This window comes from Pseudomonas sp. FSL R10-1339, assembly GCF_009600545.1.
Taxonomy (GTDB): Bacteria; Pseudomonadota; Gammaproteobacteria; order Pseudomonadales; family Pseudomonadaceae; genus Aquipseudomonas; species Aquipseudomonas bubulae.
Window position 1 is genome coordinate 48,690 of the sequence record NZ_WIVQ01000010.1, and the last position, 21,118, is coordinate 69,807.

Genomic DNA, 21,118 nt, shown 5'->3' on the forward strand with positions numbered 1-21,118 from the left:
CGCTCACTGCGCCCTGACAGGAAAAATGTGCAATATGGGTTTACGACTGCTTCGCAGCCGGACGCAGCCTTCGGCAGCTGCTACGCAACAAATACGGTGCAGTTACTCGCCCCAGACATCCTTGAGCACGTTGACCCAGTTCTCGCCCATGATCTTGCGCACCACGCGCTCGTTGTGGCCGCGCTTGAGCAGGGTTTCGGTCAGGTTGGGGAACTCGCCCACGGTGCGGATGCCCAGCGGGTTGATGATCTTGCCGAAGCTGGTCAGGCGGCGGGCGTAGCCCTTGTCGTGGGTCAGCATTTCGAAAAAGTCCTGACCGTGGCCCTGGGTAAAGTCAGTGCCGATACCGATCGAATCTTCGCCGACAATATTCATGGTGTATTCGATCGCTTCGGCGTAGTCGTCGATGGTCGAATCAATACCCTTGGCCAGAAACGGCGCGAACATGGTCACCCCGACAAAACCGCCATGGTCGGCAATGAACTTGAGCTCGGCGTCGGATTTGTTGCGTGGATGTTCCTTGAGGCCGGAAGGCAGGCAGTGGGAATAGCAGACCGGTTTTTTCGATTCCAGGATCACCTCTTCCGAGGTTTTCGAACCCACGTGGGACAGGTCGCACATGATCCCGACACGGTTCATTTCAGCCACTACTTCACGGCCAAACCCCGAGAGCCCGCCATCGCGTTCATAGCAGCCGGTGCCCACCAGGTTCTGGGTGTTGTAGCACATCTGCACCACGCCAACGCCGAGCTGCTTGAAGATCTCGATATAGCCCAGCTGGTCTTCAAAGGCATGGGCATTCTGGAAGCCGAAGATGATCCCGGTCTTGCCCTGTTCCTTGGCGCGACGGATATCGGCAGTGGTCTTGACCGCAAGCACCAGGTCGCTGTTGTCGCGGATCAGGGTCTGGCTGGCGACGATGTTGTTGATCGTGGCCTGGAAGCCCTCCCATACCGACACAGTGCAGTTGGCAGCGGTGAGGCCGCCCTTGCGCATGTCTTCAAACAGTTCGCGGTTCCATTTGGCAATGATCAGCCCGTCGATAACGATACTGTCTGCGTGCAACTCGGTTGGGCTCATCAGGCGTCCCCTTATTGGCGTTTGTTGCGCCGAATCGTCTGCCGGCGCTATTGGGGCCAGCATAGGCCCGGGGTCAAAACCAGCCGGGTGCAAAAGCGACAGCGCAATTGCCGAAAGCGTCAACACGCGACAAAGCCGCCGACAGCAATGTCATGAGCTATCTGTTCTTTGGCTCACGCATAAGCCAGAATCGGCCCCAACTATGGATTAGGAAGCGGCAATGAAATCGATTCTCCTGGCCTTGGCATTGTTCACCGGCGGCGCTCATGCAGCTGAAAATGCCGACTACAACCCGTGCGACGCGGTAGAAAACGACCGCCAAACCCTGGCGTGCTCGGTGTTCAGCAAGAATGCTGCCGAACAATTGCTGAGCGAAAACTACGAAGCCCTGCAGGAACGCATGACTTCGCTGTACGGCAGTAACGCGACGCAACTCAATAACATCCTGAGCAAGATAAAGACCGCCCAGGCCCTGTGGTTGCACCAGCGCGACGCCGATTGCGCAATTGCCGTGTTCCCCGCCACCGCCGGCACCGAAGCGTTCAACATTGCCCAGAACGATTGCATGGCGCGTATCAGCGATGACCGTTCAGAGTTTCTGGAATCGATCGGGCAGGACTGATCTTCATATTGAATAAACCAGGGTTTTTATGACTATTTGCGGTATCGAGATCAAAGGCAGCGAAGCCATTTTTGCAATGGCAGCCCAAGGCGCCAATGGCCTTGAACACAGGGCCAATGCCACCAAGAAAATCGCCCTGGACGACGATGACGAGAGCGTCAACGTCAAAGCCTTCGCCATGCAAATAGCGGCCTTTGTGAAAGCCAACGGCATCACCCGCATTGCAATCAAGAAGCGCAGCAAAAAGGGTGAATTTGCCGGTGGCCCGACTACCTTCAAGATCGAGGGCATCATCCAGTTGCTGGACGATTGCGAGGTGCAGTTGCTGTCGCCACAGACCCTCAATGCGCAATACAAGAAACACGCCTTCGACTTGCCCGCCTCGCTGAACAAGTATCAGCATGAGGCCTACAAGGCGGCGTGTGCGGCGTTGCTCAAGGGTTAGTAGCGGCAACCCGATCCTGCCTCGGCGCACAGGTAAACCGCGCCCGGTAGCTGCGGGTGAAATACGACGGTGACTCAAAGCCGCAGGCAATGCTGATGTCCAGCACGCTCATGTCGGTCTGACGCAGCAGTTGCCGGGCCTTTTCCAGGCGCAGGCCCAGATAGAAGTTGCGCGGGGTGTCGTTCAGGTGCAAACGGAACAGACGCTCCAGCTGGCGCCGCGTAACGTTGATGCCAAGCGCCAGTTGCGCAGTGCTCAGTGCTCAGTGCTCAGTGGCGGCTCGCTGTGCTGTTCCATCTCGCCAATCACCTGCACCAATTTCTTGTTATGAATGCCATAACGGCTGGCGACCTGCATGCGCTGGTGGTCTTTGCGCTGACGGATACGGCCAAGCACGAATTGCTCGGACACCTGAATCGCCAACTCAGGCCCATAAGCCTGGGCTATCAGGTCGAGCATCAGGTCGATGGAGGCTGTACCGCCCGCACAGGTGATGCGCTGGCGGTCAATCTCAAACAGCTCTTGAGTCACCTGCAGCCTGGGGTATGACTCCTTGAACGCTTCCAGCGCCTCCCAATGCAAGGTCAGGCGATAGCCGTCGAGCAAACCTGCCTGCGCCAGTACCACGCTACCCGTGTCGATGCCACCCAAGGTGACGCCGTCGTTGTCCAGCCGACGCAGCCACTGAATCAGCGCCGGGGTCACGTGGGTCAGCGGATCAAAGCCGGCCACCACCAACAACGTCGCCCCGGCTTCAAGTGCCTCAAACCCGCCTTCGGCATTGACCGACATACCGTTGCTCGCCAACACGGCGCCACCCCCGCAACTGAGCACATGCCAGCGGTACAGCTCACCGCGAAAACGGTTGGCCACCCGCAGCGGCTCGATGGCCGAAATAAAGCCCATTGAGGAAAAGCCGGGCAGCAGAAGGAAGTAGAAATCCTGGGCCATAGGGGGCGCTCACACGTCGGTTCAGCGGATTGAACCACAGTCAGGTCGCTGCAGTGCAAATCCACGTCGCCCCAGTGCGGTTGCGCAGCACGCCGCCTGCGTACCTTGGTATCACGGTGCACAAAGACGCCGATCCCCCAATAACAACCTGCCGAGGCCCTCCCCATGAAACGATTGATCAGCTGTTGCCTGCTGGTACTGAGCCCCTACGCGTTGGCGGCTGAAGATGCTTCGTGCAAGAACGTACGCATGGGCGTGGTCAATTGGACCGATGTAATCGCCACCAGCGCCATGGCGCAAACCCTGCTCGACGGTCTGGGCTATAAAACCAAACAGACCAGTGCCTCACAGCAAATTATTTTCGCCGGCCTGCGTGACAAGCGGCTGGACATGTTTCTGGGTTACTGGAACCCGATCATGAACCAGAGCATTACCCCGTTTGTGGACGCCAAACAGGTCACGGTACTGGCCGAACCGAGCCTTAATGACGCCAAGGCCATGCTTGCCGTTCCAACCTATATGGCTGACAAGGGGCTCAAAAGCTTTGCTGACATTGCCACATTCGAGAAAGAACTGGGCGGCAGGATTTACGGGATCGAACCGGGCTCCGGCGCCAATACCCAGATCAAGGCCATGATCGAGAAAAACCAGTTTGGCCTGGGCAAGTTCCAGTTGGTGGAGTCCAGTGAAGCCGGCATGCTCTCGGAGGTGACCCGCGCAGTAAAACGCAATGAGCCGATTGTGTTCTTCGGCTGGACCCCGCACCCGATGAATATTAATCAGGACATGACCTACCTGACGGGCAGTGAAGATGCCCTTGGCCCCGATGAAGGCCGGGCCACGGTGTGGACGGTCACTGCCCCGGACTACGCCAGCCGCTGCCCGAACGTCAGCCGTTTGCTCAGCAACCTGACCTTCAGCGCCGAAGACGAGAGCCGCATGATGCAGCCGCTGCTTGATCACAAGGATGCTCAAGCCTCCGCCCGGCAGTGGCTCAAGGACCACCCGCAAGACCAGCAGCGCTGGCTTGAAGGGGTGACCACGGTAGACGGCAAACCCGCTGCCGGGAACCTGAAACTCAGCGCTAAATAATTCAACACCGAGCCCGCCCTGCGCAGCCTGCAATGGCTGCGGTGTGGCGCTCTACGCCCCAAGGAAATGCCCCATGAACCACGACGTCATCATCACCTGCGCACTCACCGGTGCCGGCGACACCAGCGGCCGCAGCCCTTTGGTACCGGTCACCCCCAAGCAAATTGCCGAAGCTGCCGTGGAAGCGGCCAAGGCCGGAGCCACAGTAGTGCATTGCCATGTACGCGACCCGAAAACCGGGCAGTTCAGCCGCGATGTAGCGCTGTACCGCGAACTGATGGAGCGCATCCGCGAGGCGGACATCGACATCATCGTCAACCTCACGGCCGGGATGGGAGGGGACTTGCATATCGGCCCGGGTGAGAACCCGATGGAGTTTGGTCCCAACACCGACCTGGTCGGCCCGCTGACCCGTCTGGCTCACGTCGAGGAGCTGTTGCCGGAAATTTGCACCCTGGACTGCGGCACCCTGAACTTTGGCGACGGCGACACGATTTACGTGTCCACCCCGGCACAGCTGCGAGCGGGCGCCAAGCGCATCCAGGAACTTGGCGTTAAAGCCGAACTGGAAATTTTCGACACCGGCCATTTGTGGTTCGCCAAACAGATGATCAAGGAAGGCCTGCTGGATGACCCGCTGTTTCAACTATGCCTGGGTATCCCGTGGGGCGCTCCGGCAGACACCACCAGCATGAAAGCCATGGTCGACAATTTGCCGCCTGATGCGGTGTGGGCCGGTTTCGGCATTGGTCGCATGCAAATGCCGATGGCCGCGCAGGCGGTGCTGCTGGGCGGCAACGTGCGGGTCGGGCTTGAGGACAATTTATGGCTGGACCGAGGAGTGCTGGCCACCAACGGGCAACTGGTGGAGCGCGCCACAGAGATCCTCAGCCGCCTGGGTGCACGGGTGCTGAGCCCGGCAGAAGGCCGGGTGAAGATGGGCCTTAAAGAACGCCGCTAAGCAACTACGCAGCAGCATTGCCTGTGGGAGCGAGCCTGCTCGCGAAGGTCGTCAACGATAACGCCTGTTGACTGAGTTATCGCGGTGCCCTTGGAGCCTTCGCGAGCAGGCTCGCTCCCACGCACTCTCATTATTGTTATCCAGGAGCACGCCATGACCTTTATCACCGAGATTAAAACCTTCGCCGCCCTGGGCAGCGGTGTCATTGGCAGCGGCTGGGTTGCTCGCGCCCTCGCCCACGGCCTGGACGTGGTGGCCTGGGACCCGGCCCCCGGTGCCGAAGCGGCCCTGCGCAAACGCGTCGCCAAAGCCTGGCCTGCACTGGAAAAAAGCGGCCTTGCTGAAGGCGCATCCCAACACCGGCTGCGGTTTGTCAGCACCATTGATGAATGCGTGCGCGATGCCGATTTCATTCAGGAAAGCGCCCCGGAGCGGCTCGACCTGAAGCTTGAACTGCACAGCAAAATCAGCGCCGCCGCCAAACCCGATGCATTGATCGGCTCCAGCACCTCGGGCCTGCTGCCCAGCGAATTTTATGAAACCTCCACACACCCCGAGCGCTGCATTGTCGGGCACCCGTTCAACCCGGTTTACCTGTTGCCATTGGTCGAGGTGGTGGGCGGGCAAAAAACCGCTCCCGAGGCCATTCAGGCGGCGATCAAGGTTTATCAATCCCTGGGCATGCGCCCTCTACATGTGCGTAAGGAAGTGCCCGGGTTTATTGCCGACCGTCTGCTCGAAGCCTTGTGGCGCGAGGCGCTGCACCTGGTCAATGACGGGGTGGCCAGCACCGGTGAAATTGACGACGCCATTCGCTTTGGCGCAGGGTTGCGCTGGTCGTTCATGGGTACCTTTTTGACCTACACCCTGGCCGGTGGCGATGCCGGAATGCGACATTTCATGAACCAGTTCGGCCCGGCGCTGCAACTGCCGTGGACGTATTTGCCCGCTCCGGAACTGAGCGAAAAACTGATCGACGATGTGGTGGAAGGCACCACTGAACAACTCGGCCAGCACAGCATTGCCGCGCTGGAAAGCTATCGGGATGACTGCCTGCTGGCGGTGATGGAAGCGGTGAACGCAACCAGACTCAAACATGGCATGACCATCAACGACTGATCGAACCGCGAGGTACAGCATGCCCACCCTCACCACCTACACCACGCCCATTCTTGAAGAATGGGTCGATTACAACGGCCACTTGCGCGACGCCTTTTATCTGCTGATTTTCAGCTACGCCACGGATGCCCTGATGGACCGCCTGGGGCTGGACAGCCAGGGCCGCGAAGCCAGCGGTCATTCACTGTTCACCCTGGAGGTGCATCTTAATTACCTGCACGAGGTGAAGCTCGGCGCCCACGTTGAAGTGCGTACCCAGCTCATCGGCCACGACAAAAAACGCCTGCATGTCTATCACAGCCTGCACCTGGCAGGTGATGGGCGAGCCCTCGCGGGCAATGAGCAAATGCTGCTGCACGTGGACTTGGCAGGCCCGCGTTCCGCACCCTTTGGCGAGCACACGCTGGCCGTATTGCAGGCCATCGGGGAGCAACAGCGTGATCTGCCGAGACCCGAGTATGTGAGTCGGGTGATTGCCTTGCCTGTGCCTTAAAACGACCTGTTCTTAGGCATATCAGACATATCACCAAACCGCCCTTGCCCACTGGCTAAAGCCCTACCAGAATCAGACTTCGATCGCGCTTTGTAGAAGGATAAAAAGTCATGATGCACGCGGATTTGATTGATGAGCAGGATCTGGTTGGCCAACTGCGCTCGCTGGGCTTTGAAGTGTCAGGTACGGCGGAGCAGGCCTGCACAACGGCAGTCTGTGGGCTGAACGAGACCAATGCCCGCGCCCTCAAGGGGTTGGTCGAAAAGCTCTACACCGGCAGCGCAACCATTTTGCCTGCGGTGCGCGAGGCCATTGACCGGCAGTTGCTGCCGGGCTTGGCGCAGTTCAAGCAGAGCAAGGTCGGGTAAGGCAAAAGCGCCCTCACCCTAGCCCTCTCCCGAAGGGAGGGGGACTAAAAGCAAAAGCAGTTTTGCGCCTCGATACAGATCAAGCGCCCTCCCCACCCCGGGTGAGGGCGCTTTTGATTGTTAAATCCTCACACTGGCAAACGTCGACTCATTGCGCGCCTGATTCAACGCCGACATCGGCCCGGCCAGCGGCGCCAGCAACAGGGACTGCGGGATCTGCACCAGGGTGGTCTGCTGCGCAGTGTTGGAACCCACCCGCTCATCCCGTGGCGGAATGCCGAAGTATTCGCGGTAGCACTTGGAAAAATGCGGCGTGGACACAAAGCCGCACACCGCCGCCACTTCAATAATCGACATCGGTGTTTGCTTGAGCAACTGCCGCGCCCGCACCAGCCGCAACTTCAGGTAATAGCGCGACGGCGAACAATGCAGGTACTTCTGGAACAAGCGCTCGAGCTGGCGCCGCGACACAGTCACATACACCGCCAGCTCATCAAGGTCGATGGGCTCTTCGAGGTTGGCTTCCATCAACGCGACGATTTCCTGCAGCTTGGGCTGGTTGGTGCCGAGCATGTGCTTGAGCGGCACGCGCTGGTGGTCCTGCTCGTTGCGGATACGTTCATACACAAACATTTCCGAAATCGCCGCCGACAGTTCACGGCCATGATCGCGGCTGATCAGGTGCAGCATCATGTCCAGCGGTGCCGTGCCGCCCGAGCTGGTAAAACGGCTGCGGTCGAGGGTAAACAGCCGCGTGCTCATGGCCACGCGCGGGAAGGCTTCCTGCATCGAGGCCAGGCATTCCCAGTGCACACTGCAATCAAAACCGTCGAGCAAGCCGGCATAGGCCAGGGCCCAGCTGCCGGTGCACACGGCACCCAGGCGACGGGACTGGCGCGCCTGACTCTGCAACCAGGACACATGCTCACGGGTCACGGTGCGCTGAATGCCGATACCACCACACACGATGACCATGTCCAGCGCCGGAGCCTTGTGCATGCTGGCGTCGGGGGTCACCTGCAGACCGTCACTGGCCCAGACCTGACTGCCATCGGCGCTGAGGGTGCTCCAGCGATACAACTCACGGCCCGACAACTGGTTGGCCATGCGCAAAGGTTCTATCGCGGAAGCCAGGGAAATGAGCGTGAAATTGTCCAGCAGCAGAAAGCCGATGGATTGAGGCGTACGGTTCTGGGGTTGGACCCCGGAGTTGAACGACGTCATCGCGGTATCTCCTCACACAAAGCGGGTGATGGCCTCAGGCACAGGCTCTTGTTATTACCCTCGTTTCACGGGGCTTTGAAATGACAACGCAAATGCCATGCCTAAACTTGAATGGCTATTCAACAAAGCCTGAAAACGACGTCGCAATGTGTCTGGCAGGGTGATGGGAAATGACGGTTAAACACGGATACACAGGTGCTGACCGAGGCTGTTGAGCACATCGGTAGCACTTGTGGGAAGGATGTAGGAGCAACTCGGTTACAGAATGTCACCGAAAGTACGAGTGCGCCAAAACGGGTCGGTGTGCGCTGAAAAAGCGCCGAGGCTGTAGGAGCAAGCTCGCTCCCAGAGGTGTTTGGGGGCTCAACATTCCACCGCACTGACCGCCAGGCCGCCGCGCGAGGTTTCCTTGTATTTGTCGTGCATGTCGGCACCGGTGTCGCGCATGGTGCGGATCACCCGGTCCAGGGAAATAAAGTGCTGGCCGTCACCGCGCAAGGCCATCTGCGCCGCGTTGATCGCCTTGACTGCGGCAATCGCGTTGCGCTCGATGCAGGGTACTTGAACCAACCCGCCCACCGGGTCACAGGTCAGGCCCAGGTTATGCTCCAGACCAATTTCAGCGGCGTTGCACAGTTGCTCCGGGGTGGCGCCGAGGATTTGCGCCAGCCCGGCAGCCGCCATCGCGCAGGCCGAGCCGACTTCGCCCTGGCAGCCCACTTCAGCCCCGGAAATCGACGCATTCTTTTTGCACAAAATGCCGATCGCCGCGGCGCTCAGCAGGTAGTCGACCACATGCGCTTCGCTGACTTCATCGCTGAATTTCATAAAGTAGTGCAACACTGCCGGGATGATCCCTGCCGCACCATTGGTGGGCGCCGTGACCATGCGCCCGCCGGCTGCGTTTTCTTCGTTGACCGCCAGGGCGAACAGGTTGACCCATTCCATCGCGCTCAGGGTCGAGCCGATCACATTGGGCTTGCCCAGTTCCAGCAGGCTGCGGTGCAGGCGCGCAGCACGCCGACGTACATTGAGGCCGCCGGGCAGGATGCCTTCATGTTTCAGGCCTTGCTCCACGCAGTCCTGCATGGCGCGCCAAAGTTTGATCAGACCGCAGCGGATTTCATCTTCGCTGCGCCAGATGCGTTCGTTGGCCATCATCAATGCCGCCACGCTCAGGTGATGTGTGCGGCACAGGTCCAGCAGTTCGACGGCACTATTAAAATCGTAAGACAGCTCGGTGCGATCCATGTCCAATACGCCACTGGCCGCTTGCGCCGCATCCACTACAAAGCCACCGCCAACCGAGTAATAAGTATCGCCATGCAATATGCCGTGCCCGCTGTGCGCTACCAGGGTCATGGCATTGGGATGAAATGCCAGGTTCTCGTCTATCAGGCGCATATCCTGCGCCCAGTCGAACGGAATCGGTACATGGCCGTGGAGTAACAGGGTGCGGCTTTCGCGCAGCTGCGCGATACGCGAACCAATGCAGGACGGATCAATCGCATCCGGCCATTCCCCCATCAAACCCATGATGACCGCGTTGTCACTGCCATGACCGATACCGGTGGCCGACAGCGAGCCATAGAGCTGCACTTCGATACGGCTTACCTGTTGCAGTTGATCGCGTTCACGCAAGCCCTGCACAAACAGCGCCGCCGCCCGCATCGGGCCCACGGTGTGGGAACTGGAAGGGCCGATACCGATCTTGAACAGGTCAAACACGCTGATAGCCATGAGCACGAACCTCGGGGGTGAATGCCTTGCATCATGGGGTGTTTGCAGTCGGCAAAAACGTCCAGCTACGACCCGCCTTTGCCTGCCAGCGCCCCCGACGTTTTATAGGGCGCAGAGGTATGAAAAAGACAGTTTTCAAGCCTCATTCGTCCAGATACGACCTCGCAGGTACTAGATACGACCCTGCCTGTACTGGATGCGACGCCCCCTGTAGGCGTTTGATTTTCGCTGTTACATGATCGGTTCTGACTCGATTGCAAGATGCGCTGGCAACACGCCTGCCGGGCATCGCCCGACCGCAACTGATATGTGCGGCTTTTCGATCGAAAACCGCAACCCGGACACACAGGAGTCGCTCCATGACACATTCCTCATCGTTGTTGCTGGCTGCATTGCTGAGTCTGCCCGTCATCGCCCAGGCAGCAGAACCGGCGCAATGCAGTACCGTCAATTTTTCGGATGTCGGCTGGACCGACATCACCGTCACCACCGCCGTTACCAGCGAAGTGCTCAAGGGCCTGGGCTACAAAACCAAAACCACCATGATTTCCGTGCCGGTTACCTACAAGTCGCTGGCCGATGGCAAGAACATGGACGTGTTTCTCGGCAACTGGATGCCGACCATGGAAAACGACATCAAGGCCTACCGCGACGCGGGCACCGTCGAGACAGTGCGCGCCAACCTGGAGAACGCCAAATACACCCTCGCCGTACCCGAAGCCCTCTATGAGAAGGGCCTCAAGGACTTCTCCGACCTGCCCAAATTCAGCAAGGAACTGGACGGCAAGATCTACGGCATCGAGCCGGGCAACGACGGCAACCGCATGATCCAGACCATGATCGACAAAAACGCCTTCGGCCTGAAGGACGCCGGCTTCAAGGTGGTGGAATCCAGCGAAGCGGGGATGCTGTCGCAGGTTGACCGCGCCCAGCGTCGTGGCACCGAGGTGGTGTTCCTGGGCTGGGAACCCCACCCGATGAACACTCGCTTCAAAATGAAATACCTCACCGGTGGCGATGAGTTCTTCGGCCCCAACTATGGTCAGGCGACCATCTACACCAACACCCGCAAGGGCTACACCGAAGAATGCAGCAACGTGGGTCAGTTACTGAAGAATCTGGTGTTTACCCTGGACATGGAAAGCACCCTGATGGGCAAGGTGCTGGACGACAAGATCAAACCCGACGCGGCCGCCAAAGCCTGGCTCAAACAAAACCCGCAAGTGCTTGAAAGCTGGCTCGCGGGTGTTACCACGGTGGATGGCAAGCCCGGGCTTGAGGCCGTTAAAGCCAGCCTTGCGAAGTAATCGCGGGCGTCGGGCGGCAACTGCGCCCGGCTCCGTTTCAATTCCCCTGCATGCGGACGTTCACTACCATGCTGATTGATCAAAAAATCCCTCTGGGCGATTACATTGCAAACTTCGTCGACTGGCTGACCCAGCACGGCGCCAGCACCTTCGATGCCATCGCCAGCACGCTGGAAGCCATGATCCACGCCGTGACCTTTGCCCTGACCTGGTTCAATCCCTTTGTGTTTATCGGGCTGATTGCACTGTTTGCCCACTTTATCCAGCGCAAGTGGGGGCTCACGGTTTTTGTGGCGCTGTCGTTTCTGCTGATCCTTAACCTGGGGTATTGGCAAGAAACCATGGAAACCCTGGCCCAGGTGCTGTTCGCTACATTTGTATGCGTGATCATCGGCGTGCCGCTAGGAATTCTCGCGGCGCACAAACCTATGTTCTACACCTTTATGCGTCCTGTTCTCGACCTGATGCAGACCGTTCCTACCTTCGTTTACCTGATCCCGACCCTGACCCTGTTCGGGCTGGGCGTGGTGCCGGGGCTGATTTCCACAGTGGTATTTGCCATTGCCGCGCCGATCCGCCTGACTTACCTGGGCATCCGCGATGTCCCCCATGAGTTGCTTGATGCGGGCAAGGCCTTTGGCTGCTCCCGTCGCCAGTTGCTCACCCGTATCGAGCTTCCCCACGCCATGCCGAGCATCGCCGCCGGGATTACCCAATGCATCATGCTGTCATTGTCGATGGTGGTGATCGCCGCCCTGGTGGGTGCCGATGGTCTGGGCAAACCGGTGGTCAATGCCCTCAACACTGCCGATATCGCCTTGGGCTTTGAAGCCGGGCTGGCGATCGTGCTGCTGGCCATCATGCTCGACCGTATCTGCAAGCAGCCGGACGCCAAAGCAGGAGCCGACGCATGAGTATTATCCGTTTCGATAATGTTGACGTGATCTTCGCCAAAGACCCCCGGGCAGCACTCGGCCTTCTGGACCAGGGCTTGTCGCGGGATCAGATCCTGAAAAAAACCGGGCAGATTGTTGGCGTGGAAAAGGCCAGCCTGGACATCGAAAAAGGTGAAATCTGCGTACTGATGGGTTTGTCAGGCTCGGGGAAATCCAGCTTGCTGCGCTGCATCAACGGGCTCAATACGGTCAGTCGCGGCCAGTTGTATGTAGAGCACGAAGGCAAGCAGATAGACATTGCCTCGTGCACCCCTGCCGAACTGAAGATGATGCGCACCAAGCGCATCGCCATGGTGTTTCAGAAATTCGCCCTGATGCCCTGGCTGACGGTGCGCGAAAACATCAGCTTCGGGCTGGAGATGCAGGGCCGTCCCGAAAAGGAACGCCGCACCCTGGTGGATGAAAAACTTGAGCTGGTGGGTCTGACCCAATGGCGCAATAAAAAGCCCGATGAGTTGAGCGGCGGCATGCAGCAGCGGGTTGGCCTGGCGCGGGCACTGGCGATGGACGCCGATATCCTGCTGATGGACGAACCCTTTTCGGCACTTGACCCGTTGATCCGCCAGGGCTTGCAGGATGAGTTGCTGGAACTGCAACACAAGCTGAACAAGACCATTGTGTTTGTCAGCCATGATCTGGACGAAGCACTCAAGCTGGGCAGCCGCATTGCGATCATGAAAGACGGCAAGATCGTGCAGTACAGCAAGCCTGAAGAAATCGTGCTCAACCCCGCCGATGACTATGTACGCACCTTTGTTGCCCATACCAACCCGCTCAACGTGCTGTGCGGACGCAGCCTGATGCGCACACTGGACAACTGCAAACGCATCAATGGCTCGGTGTGCATCGACCCGGGGGATGACTCGTGGATTGATCTGGCGGAGGGCAACACCATAAAAGGCGTGCGCCAGGGTGCTGCTGTGGTGGACCTGCAACACTGGAAAAGCGGCCAGGCGGTAGAAGGCCTGGGGCGTGGGCCGACCCTGGTGGACAGTGGCATCGGCATGCGCGATGCACTACAGATCCGTTACCAGACCGGCAACAAACTGGTGCTGCACGACGATCACAAAGTGGTAGGGATACTGGGGGATACAGAGCTGTATCACGCGCTGCTGGGCAAGAATCTGGGGTAGGCATTACCCTCACCCCAACCCTCTCCCGGAGGGAGAGGGAGAGGGAGCTGACTTGTGGAGATAGTGAGTCAGCATGCAGTCAGTCCCCTCTCCCTCCGGGAGAGGGTTAGGGTGAGGGGCTTTTGCAGTTCTTAGCTATATACGCGGCCAAGGAGTTGGCGATGGCTTTCAAACTGATCGAGCACGTCACGGCTGATCTGCTCCTGGGTGAAACCCATCAAGTCGTACTCCTGGTTACCGTTGTGCAAGTACACCTCAGCGCGGTAATAACGGCTGCGCACTTCGTCTTCACCCGACTCGCTCGGTGCGGCCAGGTAGCCATCCAGGCTGACTTCGTAGACAAACGGGTTGCCTTCTTCCATTTCAACCCGCACGCCCATGCAACGCTTGGCGCTGCCCAGCAGGGTCTGCACATCAAGCCCCTGACTACGCAATTGTACCGCCGCATCTTCCAGTGCCGGGGTCACGTGTTTGTCCATAAAACGCTGCACCACGGCTTGAGTCGGTTGCAGGTCCTGTGCAGTCAGCCGCTCGCTGAAACCACGACGGCCACGGGCAGCCAGCTCGGCTTGTTCCTGTTCAACCAGAGTGTCCTGGCGCATCGCCTTGTGCAGGCCAAACATAAACAGGATCAATACCACCGAAAACGGCAAACCGGCCAGTACCACCATGGTTTGCATCGCCGCAAAGTTACCGGCAAACAGCAGGCCGATAGTCACCAGCGTGATTACCGCCGACCAGAAGATCCGCAGCCAGTGCGGCGCATCTTCGTCCACATCACCGCCTTTGCACGACAGGTTGGCCATCATCACCGCGCCGGAGTCGGCCGGGGTCAGGAACAGCACAAAGCCGACAAAGATCGAGACACCGATAACAATTTTCGACGCAGGGTAATGCTCAAGCAGTTGATAAATCGCCATCGACGGCTGCTCAAGCGCCGTTTTACCCAGCTCCACGGCACCGTGGTTAACCACCAGGTCCAGCGCCGAGTTACCGAAGATCGACAACCAGGCCAAGGTGAAGCCCAGCGGAATCAACAGCACGCCCGCCACCAGTTCACGCACCGTGCGACCACGGGAAATACGCGCGATAAACATCCCGACAAATGGGGCCCAGGAAATCCACCAGGCCCAGTAGAACAGAGTCCACAGGCCCAGCCAGCCTTCGGTTTTCCTGCTGTCGCCTTCGTACACGTACAGGTCGAAGGTTTTCATCACGATACCGTTGAGGTAGTCGCCGGTGTTTTGCACAAAACCGTTGAGCAGGTGCAGGGTCGGACCGAACAGCAGCACGAAAATCAGCAGGCCACTGAACAGGATAATGTTCAGGTTGGACAGTCGGCGGATGCCGTTCTCAACGCCCGAGACTGCAGCAATGGTCGCCACGGTGCTCATCACGATGATCACGATCAACAGGTTGGTGTTGCTGTGTTCCATGCCGAACAGGTTCTCAAGCCCCGACGACACCTGCATCGAACCAATGCCCAGGTTGGTCACCAGGCCCAGCAGTGTCACGAACATACCGAAGCCATCCACCGCATGGCCCGCAGCACCTTTGACCCAGCGCTCGCCCATCAACGGATACAGCGCCGAACGCAACGCCAGCGGCTGGTTGTGACGGTAGGCAAAATAGGCCACGGCCAGACCGACCAGTGCGTAAATCGCCCAGCCATGCAGGCCCCAGTGCAGGAAAGTCAGTTGCAACGCCTGGCGCGCTGCTTCATGGCTGCCCGACACGCCTTCAGGCGGGTTGAAGTAGTGATCCAGCGGCTCGGATGCGCCGAAGTACAGCAGCGAAATACCGATACCGGACGAGAACAGCATCCCGGCCCAGGCGCCATAGCTGAAATCCGGGGTGTCCTGTTTCGTTCCCAGTTTCAATTTTCCGTAGGACGAAAACGCCAACCCGACCACAAAGATCAGATAAGCAGCGATGACTACCATGTAGTACCAGCCGAAGCTGCGCGACAGCCATTCCTGGGCCACACCCAGGATACGGCCCGCTTCTTCGGGAGCAATGATCAGGATGGCAGTCAGCAAAAGTATCAAGGCAGTGGAGGTGTAAAACACCCAACCGTTGACCGTCACCTTTTGCGGTGGGGTCTTTATAAGAGAGGCAGAACTCATTGCACGGATGCTCCAGGGAGTGCGAGACAAGGACTTAAGGCAACGCACCACACGACCATTCGCCTAGATAGCGACCAACGGTCGAGTGATATAAAGACACCGCTAAAAAACCGGACCCGCCCAGACCGCGTTCAAAACCTGTGTGCGTCCCCTTGAAATCAAGGGCTGCCCCGCGTGGTCTGATGCGTTGTGCCTGTTTGGATCTCCCGTCAGCGCCTGCGAAAGCCTGCTTCTGCTTGGGTTCCATGGGAATTTACCGTGTCGATTTGCGCCATTCATGCGTAGGAAAACGACATAAATCGCGACGATTTGTCGCAGAGCTTATTCTTTGTTGATTGAACGTTCAATCAAAACAAAATAGACTGGCTGCCGTTCAGTGATGTTTTTGCACTGACCGCCGGCCCAAGGAGATTTGCGAAATGCCCAAGGTCGGTATGCAACCCATACGCCGCCAGCAGTTGATCGAAGCCACATTGACGGCTGTCGATCAGGTCGGGATGGCAGATGCCAGCATTGCGCTGATTGCCCGTCTGGCCGGTGTGTCCAACGGCATCATCAGTCACTACTTCAAAGACAAGAACGGTCTGATTGCCGCCACCATGCGGTACTTGATGAACGTCTTGATCGACAACGTCACCGAGCGCCGCCAGGCGTTGGGCGACGACAGCCCGCGGGCTCATTTACAGGTCATCGTCGAGGGCAACTTCGACGCCAGCCAGGTCAATGGCCCGGCAATGAAAACCTGGCTGGCCTTTTGGGCGGCCAGCATGCACCAACCGTCGTTGCACAGATTGCAGCGGATCAACGACCACCGCTTGTACTCCAATCTGTGCTGCCAGTTCCGCCGGGTGTTGCCCCAGGCCCAGGCCCGCAATGCAGCACGAGGCCTGGCAGCGCTCATCGATGGTCTATGGTTGCGGGGTGCCCTTTCCGGTGACGGCTTCGACACCGACCAGGCACAACGCATCTGCTACGAATATATGGATCTACAACTGGCGAAACAGGTGAGTTAGGCCCAATTAACGCTTAACCCCTGAACTGTCGTGAATCTGCGGTGCCACAGCTAGAGGGCACCCGACTCACGATTAACGCCCACCACTTGTCTGCACTTGCGAGGATTTTATGGCCCGTTTCGAACTGCAAAAACTCTACATCGACGGCGGCTACACCGACGCCGGTAGCGACGCTACTTTCGATGCCATCAACCCGGCTAACGGCGAAGTCCTCGCGCAAGTGCAACGCGCTACCAAAGAAGACGTCGAGCGCGCTGTAGTCAGCGCCGAAAAAGGCCAGAAAATCTGGGCCGCCATGACGGCCATGGAGCGTTCGCGCATCCTGCGTCGCGCCGTGGAAATCCTGCGCGAGCGCAACGATGAACTGGCCGCCCTGGAAACCCTGGACACCGGCAAGTCGTACTCCGAAACCCGTTATGTCGACATCGTCACCGGCGCCGACGTACTGGAGTACTACGCAGGTCTGGCGCCCGCCATCGAAGGCGAGCAAATCCCGCTGCGCGACACTTCGTTCGTGTACACCCGTCGCGAGCCGTTGGGCGTTGTGGCCGGTATCGGCGCGTGGAACTACCCGATCCAGATCGCCCTGTGGAAATCCGCACCGGCCCTGGCTGCCGGTAACGCGATGATCTTCAAACCAAGTGAAGTCACCTCCCTGACTACCCTGAAGCTCGCCGAAGTCTTCACCGCAGCGGGCCTGCCGGACGGCGTGTTCAACGTTCTGACTGGCAGCGGCCGTGAAGTGGGCACCTGGCTGACCGAGCACCCGCGCATCGCGAAAATCTCGTTCACCGGTGGCACCGACACCGGCAAGAAAGTCACCGCCAGTGCTACCCAGTCATCGCTCAAAGACGTGACCATGGAACTGGGCGGCAAATCACCGCTGATCATTTTCGACGACGCCGACCTGGATCGCGCCGCGGATACCGCGATGATGGCTAACTTCTACAGCTCGGGCCAGGTGTGCACCAACGGCACCCGCGTATTTATCCCGACGGCCATGAAAGCGGCGTTTGAAGCCAAGATTCTGGAGCGCGTAGCGCGCATCCGTATCGGCAACCCGCAAGAAGAAAACACCAACTTCGGCCCGCTGGTCAGCTTTGCTCACATGGAAAGCGTGCTGGGCTACATTGCCAAGGGCAAAGAAGAAGGCGCCCGCCTGCTGTGCGGCGGTGAACGCCTGACCGAAGGTGATCTGGCCAAAGGCGCATTCGTGGCACCGACCGTGTTCACCGACTGCACCGATGACATGACCATCGTCAAAGAAGAAATCTTCGGCCCGGTCATGAGCATCCTCACTTACGACAGCGAAGAAGAAGTGATCCGCCGCGCCAACGACACCGAGTTCGGCCTGGCTGCCGGCGTCGTGACCAAGGACCTGAACCGCGCTCACCGCGTGATTCATCAGCTGGAAGCGGGCATTTGCTGGATCAACGCCTGGGGTGAGTCCGACGCAAAAATGCCGGTGGGCGGCTACAAGCAATCGGGCATTGGCCGTGAAAACGGTATCAGCTCGCTGGCTCAGTACACCCAGATCAAATCGGTACAGGTAGAGCTGGGCGACTACGTTTCGGTGTTCTAAACCGACAGGCCCGCATAAACCCTGTGGGAGCGGGCTTGCTCGCGATACAGGCGACGCGGTGCATCAGTTGCACCGCGCTGATGCAATCGCGAGCAGGCTCGCTCCCACAAGCTCTGCCACAACTTCAAAGAGGGTGCATTTATGTCCCAAGAATTCGATTACATCATCATTGGTGCCGGCTCTGCCGGTAACACCCTGGCGACCCGTCTGACTGAAGACCAAGGCGTCACCGTGCTGCTGCTTGAAGCAGGCGGCCCGGACTACCGTTTCGACTTCCGCACGCAGATGCCTGCGGCGCTGGCATTCCCGCTGCAAGGGCGTCGGTACAACTGGGCGTTCGAGACCGATCCAGAGCCACACATGGATAACCGTCGCATGGAATGTGGCCGCGGCAAGGGTCTGGGCGGTTCGTCCCTGATCAACGGCATGTGCTACATCCGCGGTAATGCGATGGACTACGACGGCTGGGCGAAATACCCGGGCCTCGAAGACTGGTCGTACCTGGACTGCCTGCCGTACTTCCGCAAAGCCGAAACCCGCGATATCGGCCCCAACGACTACCACGGTGGCGATGGTCCGGTCAGCGTGACCACGCCCAAAGCCGGGAACAACGTGTTGTTCCACGCCATGGTTGAAGCCGGTGTACAGGCCGGTTACCCGCGCACCGAAGACCTGAACGGCTATCAGCAGGAAGGTTTCGGCCCGATGGACCGTACCGTGACGCCGAACGGCCGTCGCGCCAGTACCGCCCGCGGCTACCTGGACACGGCGAAGCAGCGTTCGACCCTGAAAATCGTCACCCACGCCCTGACCGACAAGATCCTGTTTGAAGGTAAACGCGCCGTTGGCGTTTCCTATATGGTCGGCGACAGCGACACCCGCATCCAGGCCAAGGCCCGCAAGGAAGTGCTGCTGTGCAGCGGCGCAATCGGCTCGCCAACCGTGCTGCAACGCTCCGGCGTCGGCCCGGCCGAACTGCTCAACAGCCTCGATATCCCGGTGGTGCACGACCTCCCGGGCGTTGGCCAGAACCTGCAGGATCACCTTGAGTTGTACCTGCAATACGCCTGCACCCAGCCGGTGTCGCTGTACCCGTCGCTGCTTTGGTACAACCAGCCGGCCATTGGTGCCGAGTGGCTGTTCCTGGGCAAAGGCATCGGTGCCAGCAACCAGTTTGAAGCCGGTGGTTTTATCCGCACCCGCGAAGAATTCGAATGGCCGAACATCCAGTACCACTTCCTGCCGGTAGCGATTAACTACAACGGCAGCAACGGGGTGAAAGAGCACGGTTTCCAGGCGCACATGGGCTCCATGCGTTCGCCGAGCCGTGGCCGGATCAATGTGAAGTCCAAGGACCCGCGCGAGTATCCGAGCATCCTGTTCAACTACATGGCCAGCGAGCAGGACTGGCAGGAATTCCGCGACGGCATCCGCCTGACCCGTGAAATCATGCAGCAGCCAGCACTGGATGCATTCCGTGGCCGTGAAATCAGCCCGGGCATCGACAAGCAGACCGACGAAGAGCTGGATACCTTTATCCGCGAACACGCCGAGACCGCGTTCCACCCGTCCTGCTCGTGCAAAATGGGCACCGACGAAATGGCTGTAGTCGACGGCGAAGGCCGTGTGCATGGCATGCAGGGCCTGCGTGTGGTCGATGCCTCGATCATGCCGCTGATCACCACCGGCAACCTCAACGCACCGACGATCATGATCGCCGAGAAAATTGCCGACAAGATCCGTGGCCGCCAGCCGGAGCCGCGCAGCACTGCCGACTACTACGTCGCAGGCGACGCGCCGGTACGCGGCAAGCCGCTGCGTGAAGTGAGCCGTACCGCGCAGTAAGCACTATCCGTAGCAGTTGACGAGCGGAGCGAGGCTACGTCCGGCGGCACAGCCGTCGTAAATTCAGGCTACGCGGTTCTTCTGATGAATCGCGTCATCTGGTTTCACGGTCGCTTCGCAACCGGACGCAGCCTCGTTCCTTCGGCAGCTGCTACGAATTTTGTGTAACTCTTGAGTTTCATCTTGCCCCGCTTGCCCCCGCTTCAGCGCAGGCCTAATCTAGTGCCTCGCTTCGCGCCACACCCCCCCGCCCCACCCGACATGCCAGCCTTGCCTGGCCAAGAGGTTTTCTATGTTTGATGTTGTCTCTTCGAGCAAATGGCCGACCGGCTTCCTGATTAATCCAAACGCAGAACCTCTCGATCCAAAATGGCTCACCGAATTCAGCAAGATCCCCGCAGCCGCAGTCAGTGACTGTCTGGGCCGCAACGTGGGTGGTCTGGGCCTCAAGCCGTTCCACGGTACCCGCCCGATGCTGGGCAGCGCGCTGACCGTCCGTGTACGCCCGGGCGACAACCTGATGATCCTCAAAGCCATGCAAATGGCCCGCCCCGGCGATGTGCTGGTGATCGACGGCAGTGCCGACCTGACCCGTGCCGTGTTCGGCGGCATCATGCGTGCCATGGCCCTCAAGGCCGGGATTGTCGGCGTGGTGATCAACGGCGCCCTGCGCGACCTCGACGAGTGGCAGACCGGTGAACTGCCCGCCTATGCCATCGGCGGCGTACATCGCGGTCCGAGCACTGACGGCGGCGGCGAAATCAACGTCCCCATCTCGTGTGCCGGTATGCTGGTAATGCCAGGCGACCTGATGATCGGCGACGGTGACGGCGTGGTTGCGGCTTCGCGCAGTGAACTGCCGGAATTGCTGATCCGTTGCCACGATCTGCTGGCCCGTGAACAGGCAACGCTCAAGGCAATCAAAGAAGGCACCCTGGACCCGGACCGTTTTGACGCCATCCTGCGCGCCAAGGGTTGCCCGGTTTAACACGCTACGCGCGCCCCTGTGGGAGCGGGCTTGCTCGCGATGGCATCACCGCGGTCCAGCGGGTTAACCGCAC

Annotated in this window: 18 protein-coding genes and 1 pseudogene; 14 read left to right on the top strand and 5 right to left on the bottom strand. The window is 59.3% G+C overall.

What is annotated here, in order from left to right; all coding sequences use genetic code 11:
- Window positions 1–102: 102 nt before the first annotated feature.
- Window positions 103–1,080, bottom strand: a complete 978-nt coding sequence (locus GHO03_RS05515) for a dipeptidase (protein WP_094999824.1) — start codon at window positions 1,078–1,080, stop codon at window positions 103–105.
- Between the two features lie 220 nt (window positions 1,081–1,300).
- Between GHO03_RS05515 and GHO03_RS05520 the strand changes: the two genes are divergently transcribed.
- Together GHO03_RS05520 and GHO03_RS05525 are read left to right on the top strand one after the other, a co-directional pair.
- The gene (locus GHO03_RS05520; RefSeq protein WP_094999823.1) at window positions 1,301–1,702 is read left to right on the top strand and encodes a lysozyme inhibitor LprI family protein; all 402 of its coding nucleotides are present in this window, start codon (window positions 1,301–1,303) and stop codon (window positions 1,700–1,702) included.
- Between the two features lie 28 nt (window positions 1,703–1,730).
- Window positions 1,731–2,147 carry a DUF3010 family protein gene (locus GHO03_RS05525; RefSeq protein ID WP_094999822.1) on the top strand — a complete coding sequence of 139 codons (417 nt, stop codon included), beginning with the start codon at window positions 1,731–1,733 and terminating at the stop codon, window positions 2,145–2,147.
- On the opposite strand, the pseudogene GHO03_RS05530 reads toward GHO03_RS05525, so the two are convergent.
- Window positions 2,137–3,098, bottom strand: a pseudogene (locus GHO03_RS05530) (GlxA family transcriptional regulator). The gene GHO03_RS05525 and the pseudogene GHO03_RS05530 sit on opposite strands and share 11 nt — an antisense overlap.
- Window positions 3,099–3,263: 165 nt before the next feature.
- Here GHO03_RS05530 and choX point away from each other — a divergent pair.
- The 5 genes from choX to GHO03_RS05555 all read left to right on the top strand — a co-directional run bounded on the left by choX (window position 3,264) and on the right by GHO03_RS05555 (window position 7,131).
- On the top strand, window positions 3,264–4,190 hold the full coding sequence (gene choX, locus GHO03_RS05535) for a choline ABC transporter substrate-binding protein (protein ID WP_153399350.1): 927 nt from the start codon (window positions 3,264–3,266) through the stop codon (window positions 4,188–4,190).
- A gap of 73 nt (window positions 4,191–4,263) precedes the next feature.
- Complete coding sequence (locus tag GHO03_RS05540; protein ID WP_094999819.1) at window positions 4,264–5,151, top strand: 3-keto-5-aminohexanoate cleavage protein; 888 nt, start codon at window positions 4,264–4,266, stop codon at window positions 5,149–5,151.
- Window positions 5,152–5,304: 153 nt separating this feature from the next.
- Window positions 5,305–6,270, top strand: coding sequence for an L-carnitine dehydrogenase (locus GHO03_RS05545; RefSeq protein WP_094999818.1), 966 nt, complete (start codon window positions 5,305–5,307; stop codon window positions 6,268–6,270).
- A gap of 19 nt (window positions 6,271–6,289) precedes the next feature.
- The gene (locus GHO03_RS05550; protein ID WP_094999817.1) at window positions 6,290–6,763 is read left to right on the top strand and encodes a thioesterase family protein; all 474 of its coding nucleotides are present in this window, start codon (window positions 6,290–6,292) and stop codon (window positions 6,761–6,763) included.
- A 110-nt stretch (window positions 6,764–6,873) separates the two neighbouring features.
- Entirely contained in the window at window positions 6,874–7,131 is a 258-nt protein-coding gene (locus GHO03_RS05555) for a hypothetical protein (RefSeq protein ID WP_094999816.1), read from the top strand.
- Between the two features lie 120 nt (window positions 7,132–7,251).
- Here the strand turns inward: GHO03_RS05555 and GHO03_RS05560 are convergent, their stop codons facing one another.
- Together GHO03_RS05560 and GHO03_RS05565 are read right to left on the bottom strand one after the other, a co-directional pair.
- Window positions 7,252–8,355, bottom strand: coding sequence for a GlxA family transcriptional regulator (locus GHO03_RS05560; protein ID WP_088378748.1), 1,104 nt, complete (start codon window positions 8,353–8,355; stop codon window positions 7,252–7,254).
- A gap of 363 nt (window positions 8,356–8,718) precedes the next feature.
- Window positions 8,719–10,095 (bottom strand): L-serine ammonia-lyase, encoded by a 1,377-nt coding sequence (locus GHO03_RS05565; RefSeq protein ID WP_153399352.1) that lies wholly within the window; start codon window positions 10,093–10,095, stop codon window positions 8,719–8,721.
- Between the two features lie 359 nt (window positions 10,096–10,454).
- On the opposite strand from GHO03_RS05565, the gene GHO03_RS05570 reads away from it, so the two are divergent.
- The 3 genes from GHO03_RS05570 (at window position 10,455) to choV (ending at window position 13,491) form a co-directional block, all read left to right on the top strand.
- Window positions 10,455–11,402 carry a choline ABC transporter substrate-binding protein gene (locus GHO03_RS05570; RefSeq protein ID WP_095019590.1) on the top strand — a complete coding sequence of 316 codons (948 nt, stop codon included), beginning with the start codon at window positions 10,455–10,457 and terminating at the stop codon, window positions 11,400–11,402.
- 68 nt (window positions 11,403–11,470) lie between these two features.
- Entirely contained in the window at window positions 11,471–12,316 is an 846-nt protein-coding gene (gene choW, locus GHO03_RS05575; protein WP_094999813.1) for a choline ABC transporter permease subunit, read from the top strand.
- On the top strand, window positions 12,313–13,491 hold the full coding sequence (gene choV, locus GHO03_RS05580; protein WP_094999812.1) for a choline ABC transporter ATP-binding protein: 1,179 nt from the start codon (window positions 12,313–12,315) through the stop codon (window positions 13,489–13,491). The genes choW and choV overlap by 4 nt, the downstream gene beginning before the upstream one ends.
- A gap of 131 nt (window positions 13,492–13,622) precedes the next feature.
- On the opposite strand, the gene GHO03_RS05585 is transcribed toward choV, so the two are convergent.
- On the bottom strand, window positions 13,623–15,560 hold the full coding sequence (locus GHO03_RS05585; protein WP_238705530.1) for a BCCT family transporter: 1,938 nt from the start codon (window positions 15,558–15,560) through the stop codon (window positions 13,623–13,625).
- A gap of 476 nt (window positions 15,561–16,036) precedes the next feature.
- Between GHO03_RS05585 and betI the strand changes: the two genes are divergently transcribed.
- The 4 genes from betI (at window position 16,037) to GHO03_RS05605 (ending at window position 21,045) form a co-directional block, all read left to right on the top strand.
- Complete coding sequence (betI, locus tag GHO03_RS05590) at window positions 16,037–16,630, top strand: transcriptional regulator BetI (protein WP_094999810.1); 594 nt, start codon at window positions 16,037–16,039, stop codon at window positions 16,628–16,630.
- Window positions 16,631–16,739: 109 nt separating this feature from the next.
- Window positions 16,740–18,212 carry a betaine-aldehyde dehydrogenase gene (gene betB, locus GHO03_RS05595; protein WP_153399354.1) on the top strand — a complete coding sequence of 491 codons (1,473 nt, stop codon included), beginning with the start codon at window positions 16,740–16,742 and terminating at the stop codon, window positions 18,210–18,212.
- Window positions 18,213–18,353: 141 nt separating this feature from the next.
- Window positions 18,354–20,057, top strand: a complete 1,704-nt coding sequence (betA, locus tag GHO03_RS05600) for a choline dehydrogenase (RefSeq protein ID WP_094999808.1) — start codon at window positions 18,354–18,356, stop codon at window positions 20,055–20,057.
- Window positions 20,058–20,349: 292 nt separating this feature from the next.
- Window positions 20,350–21,045 carry an RraA family protein gene (locus GHO03_RS05605; protein ID WP_094999807.1) on the top strand — a complete coding sequence of 232 codons (696 nt, stop codon included), beginning with the start codon at window positions 20,350–20,352 and terminating at the stop codon, window positions 21,043–21,045.
- The last annotated feature ends 73 nt before the right edge of the window (window positions 21,046–21,118 follow it).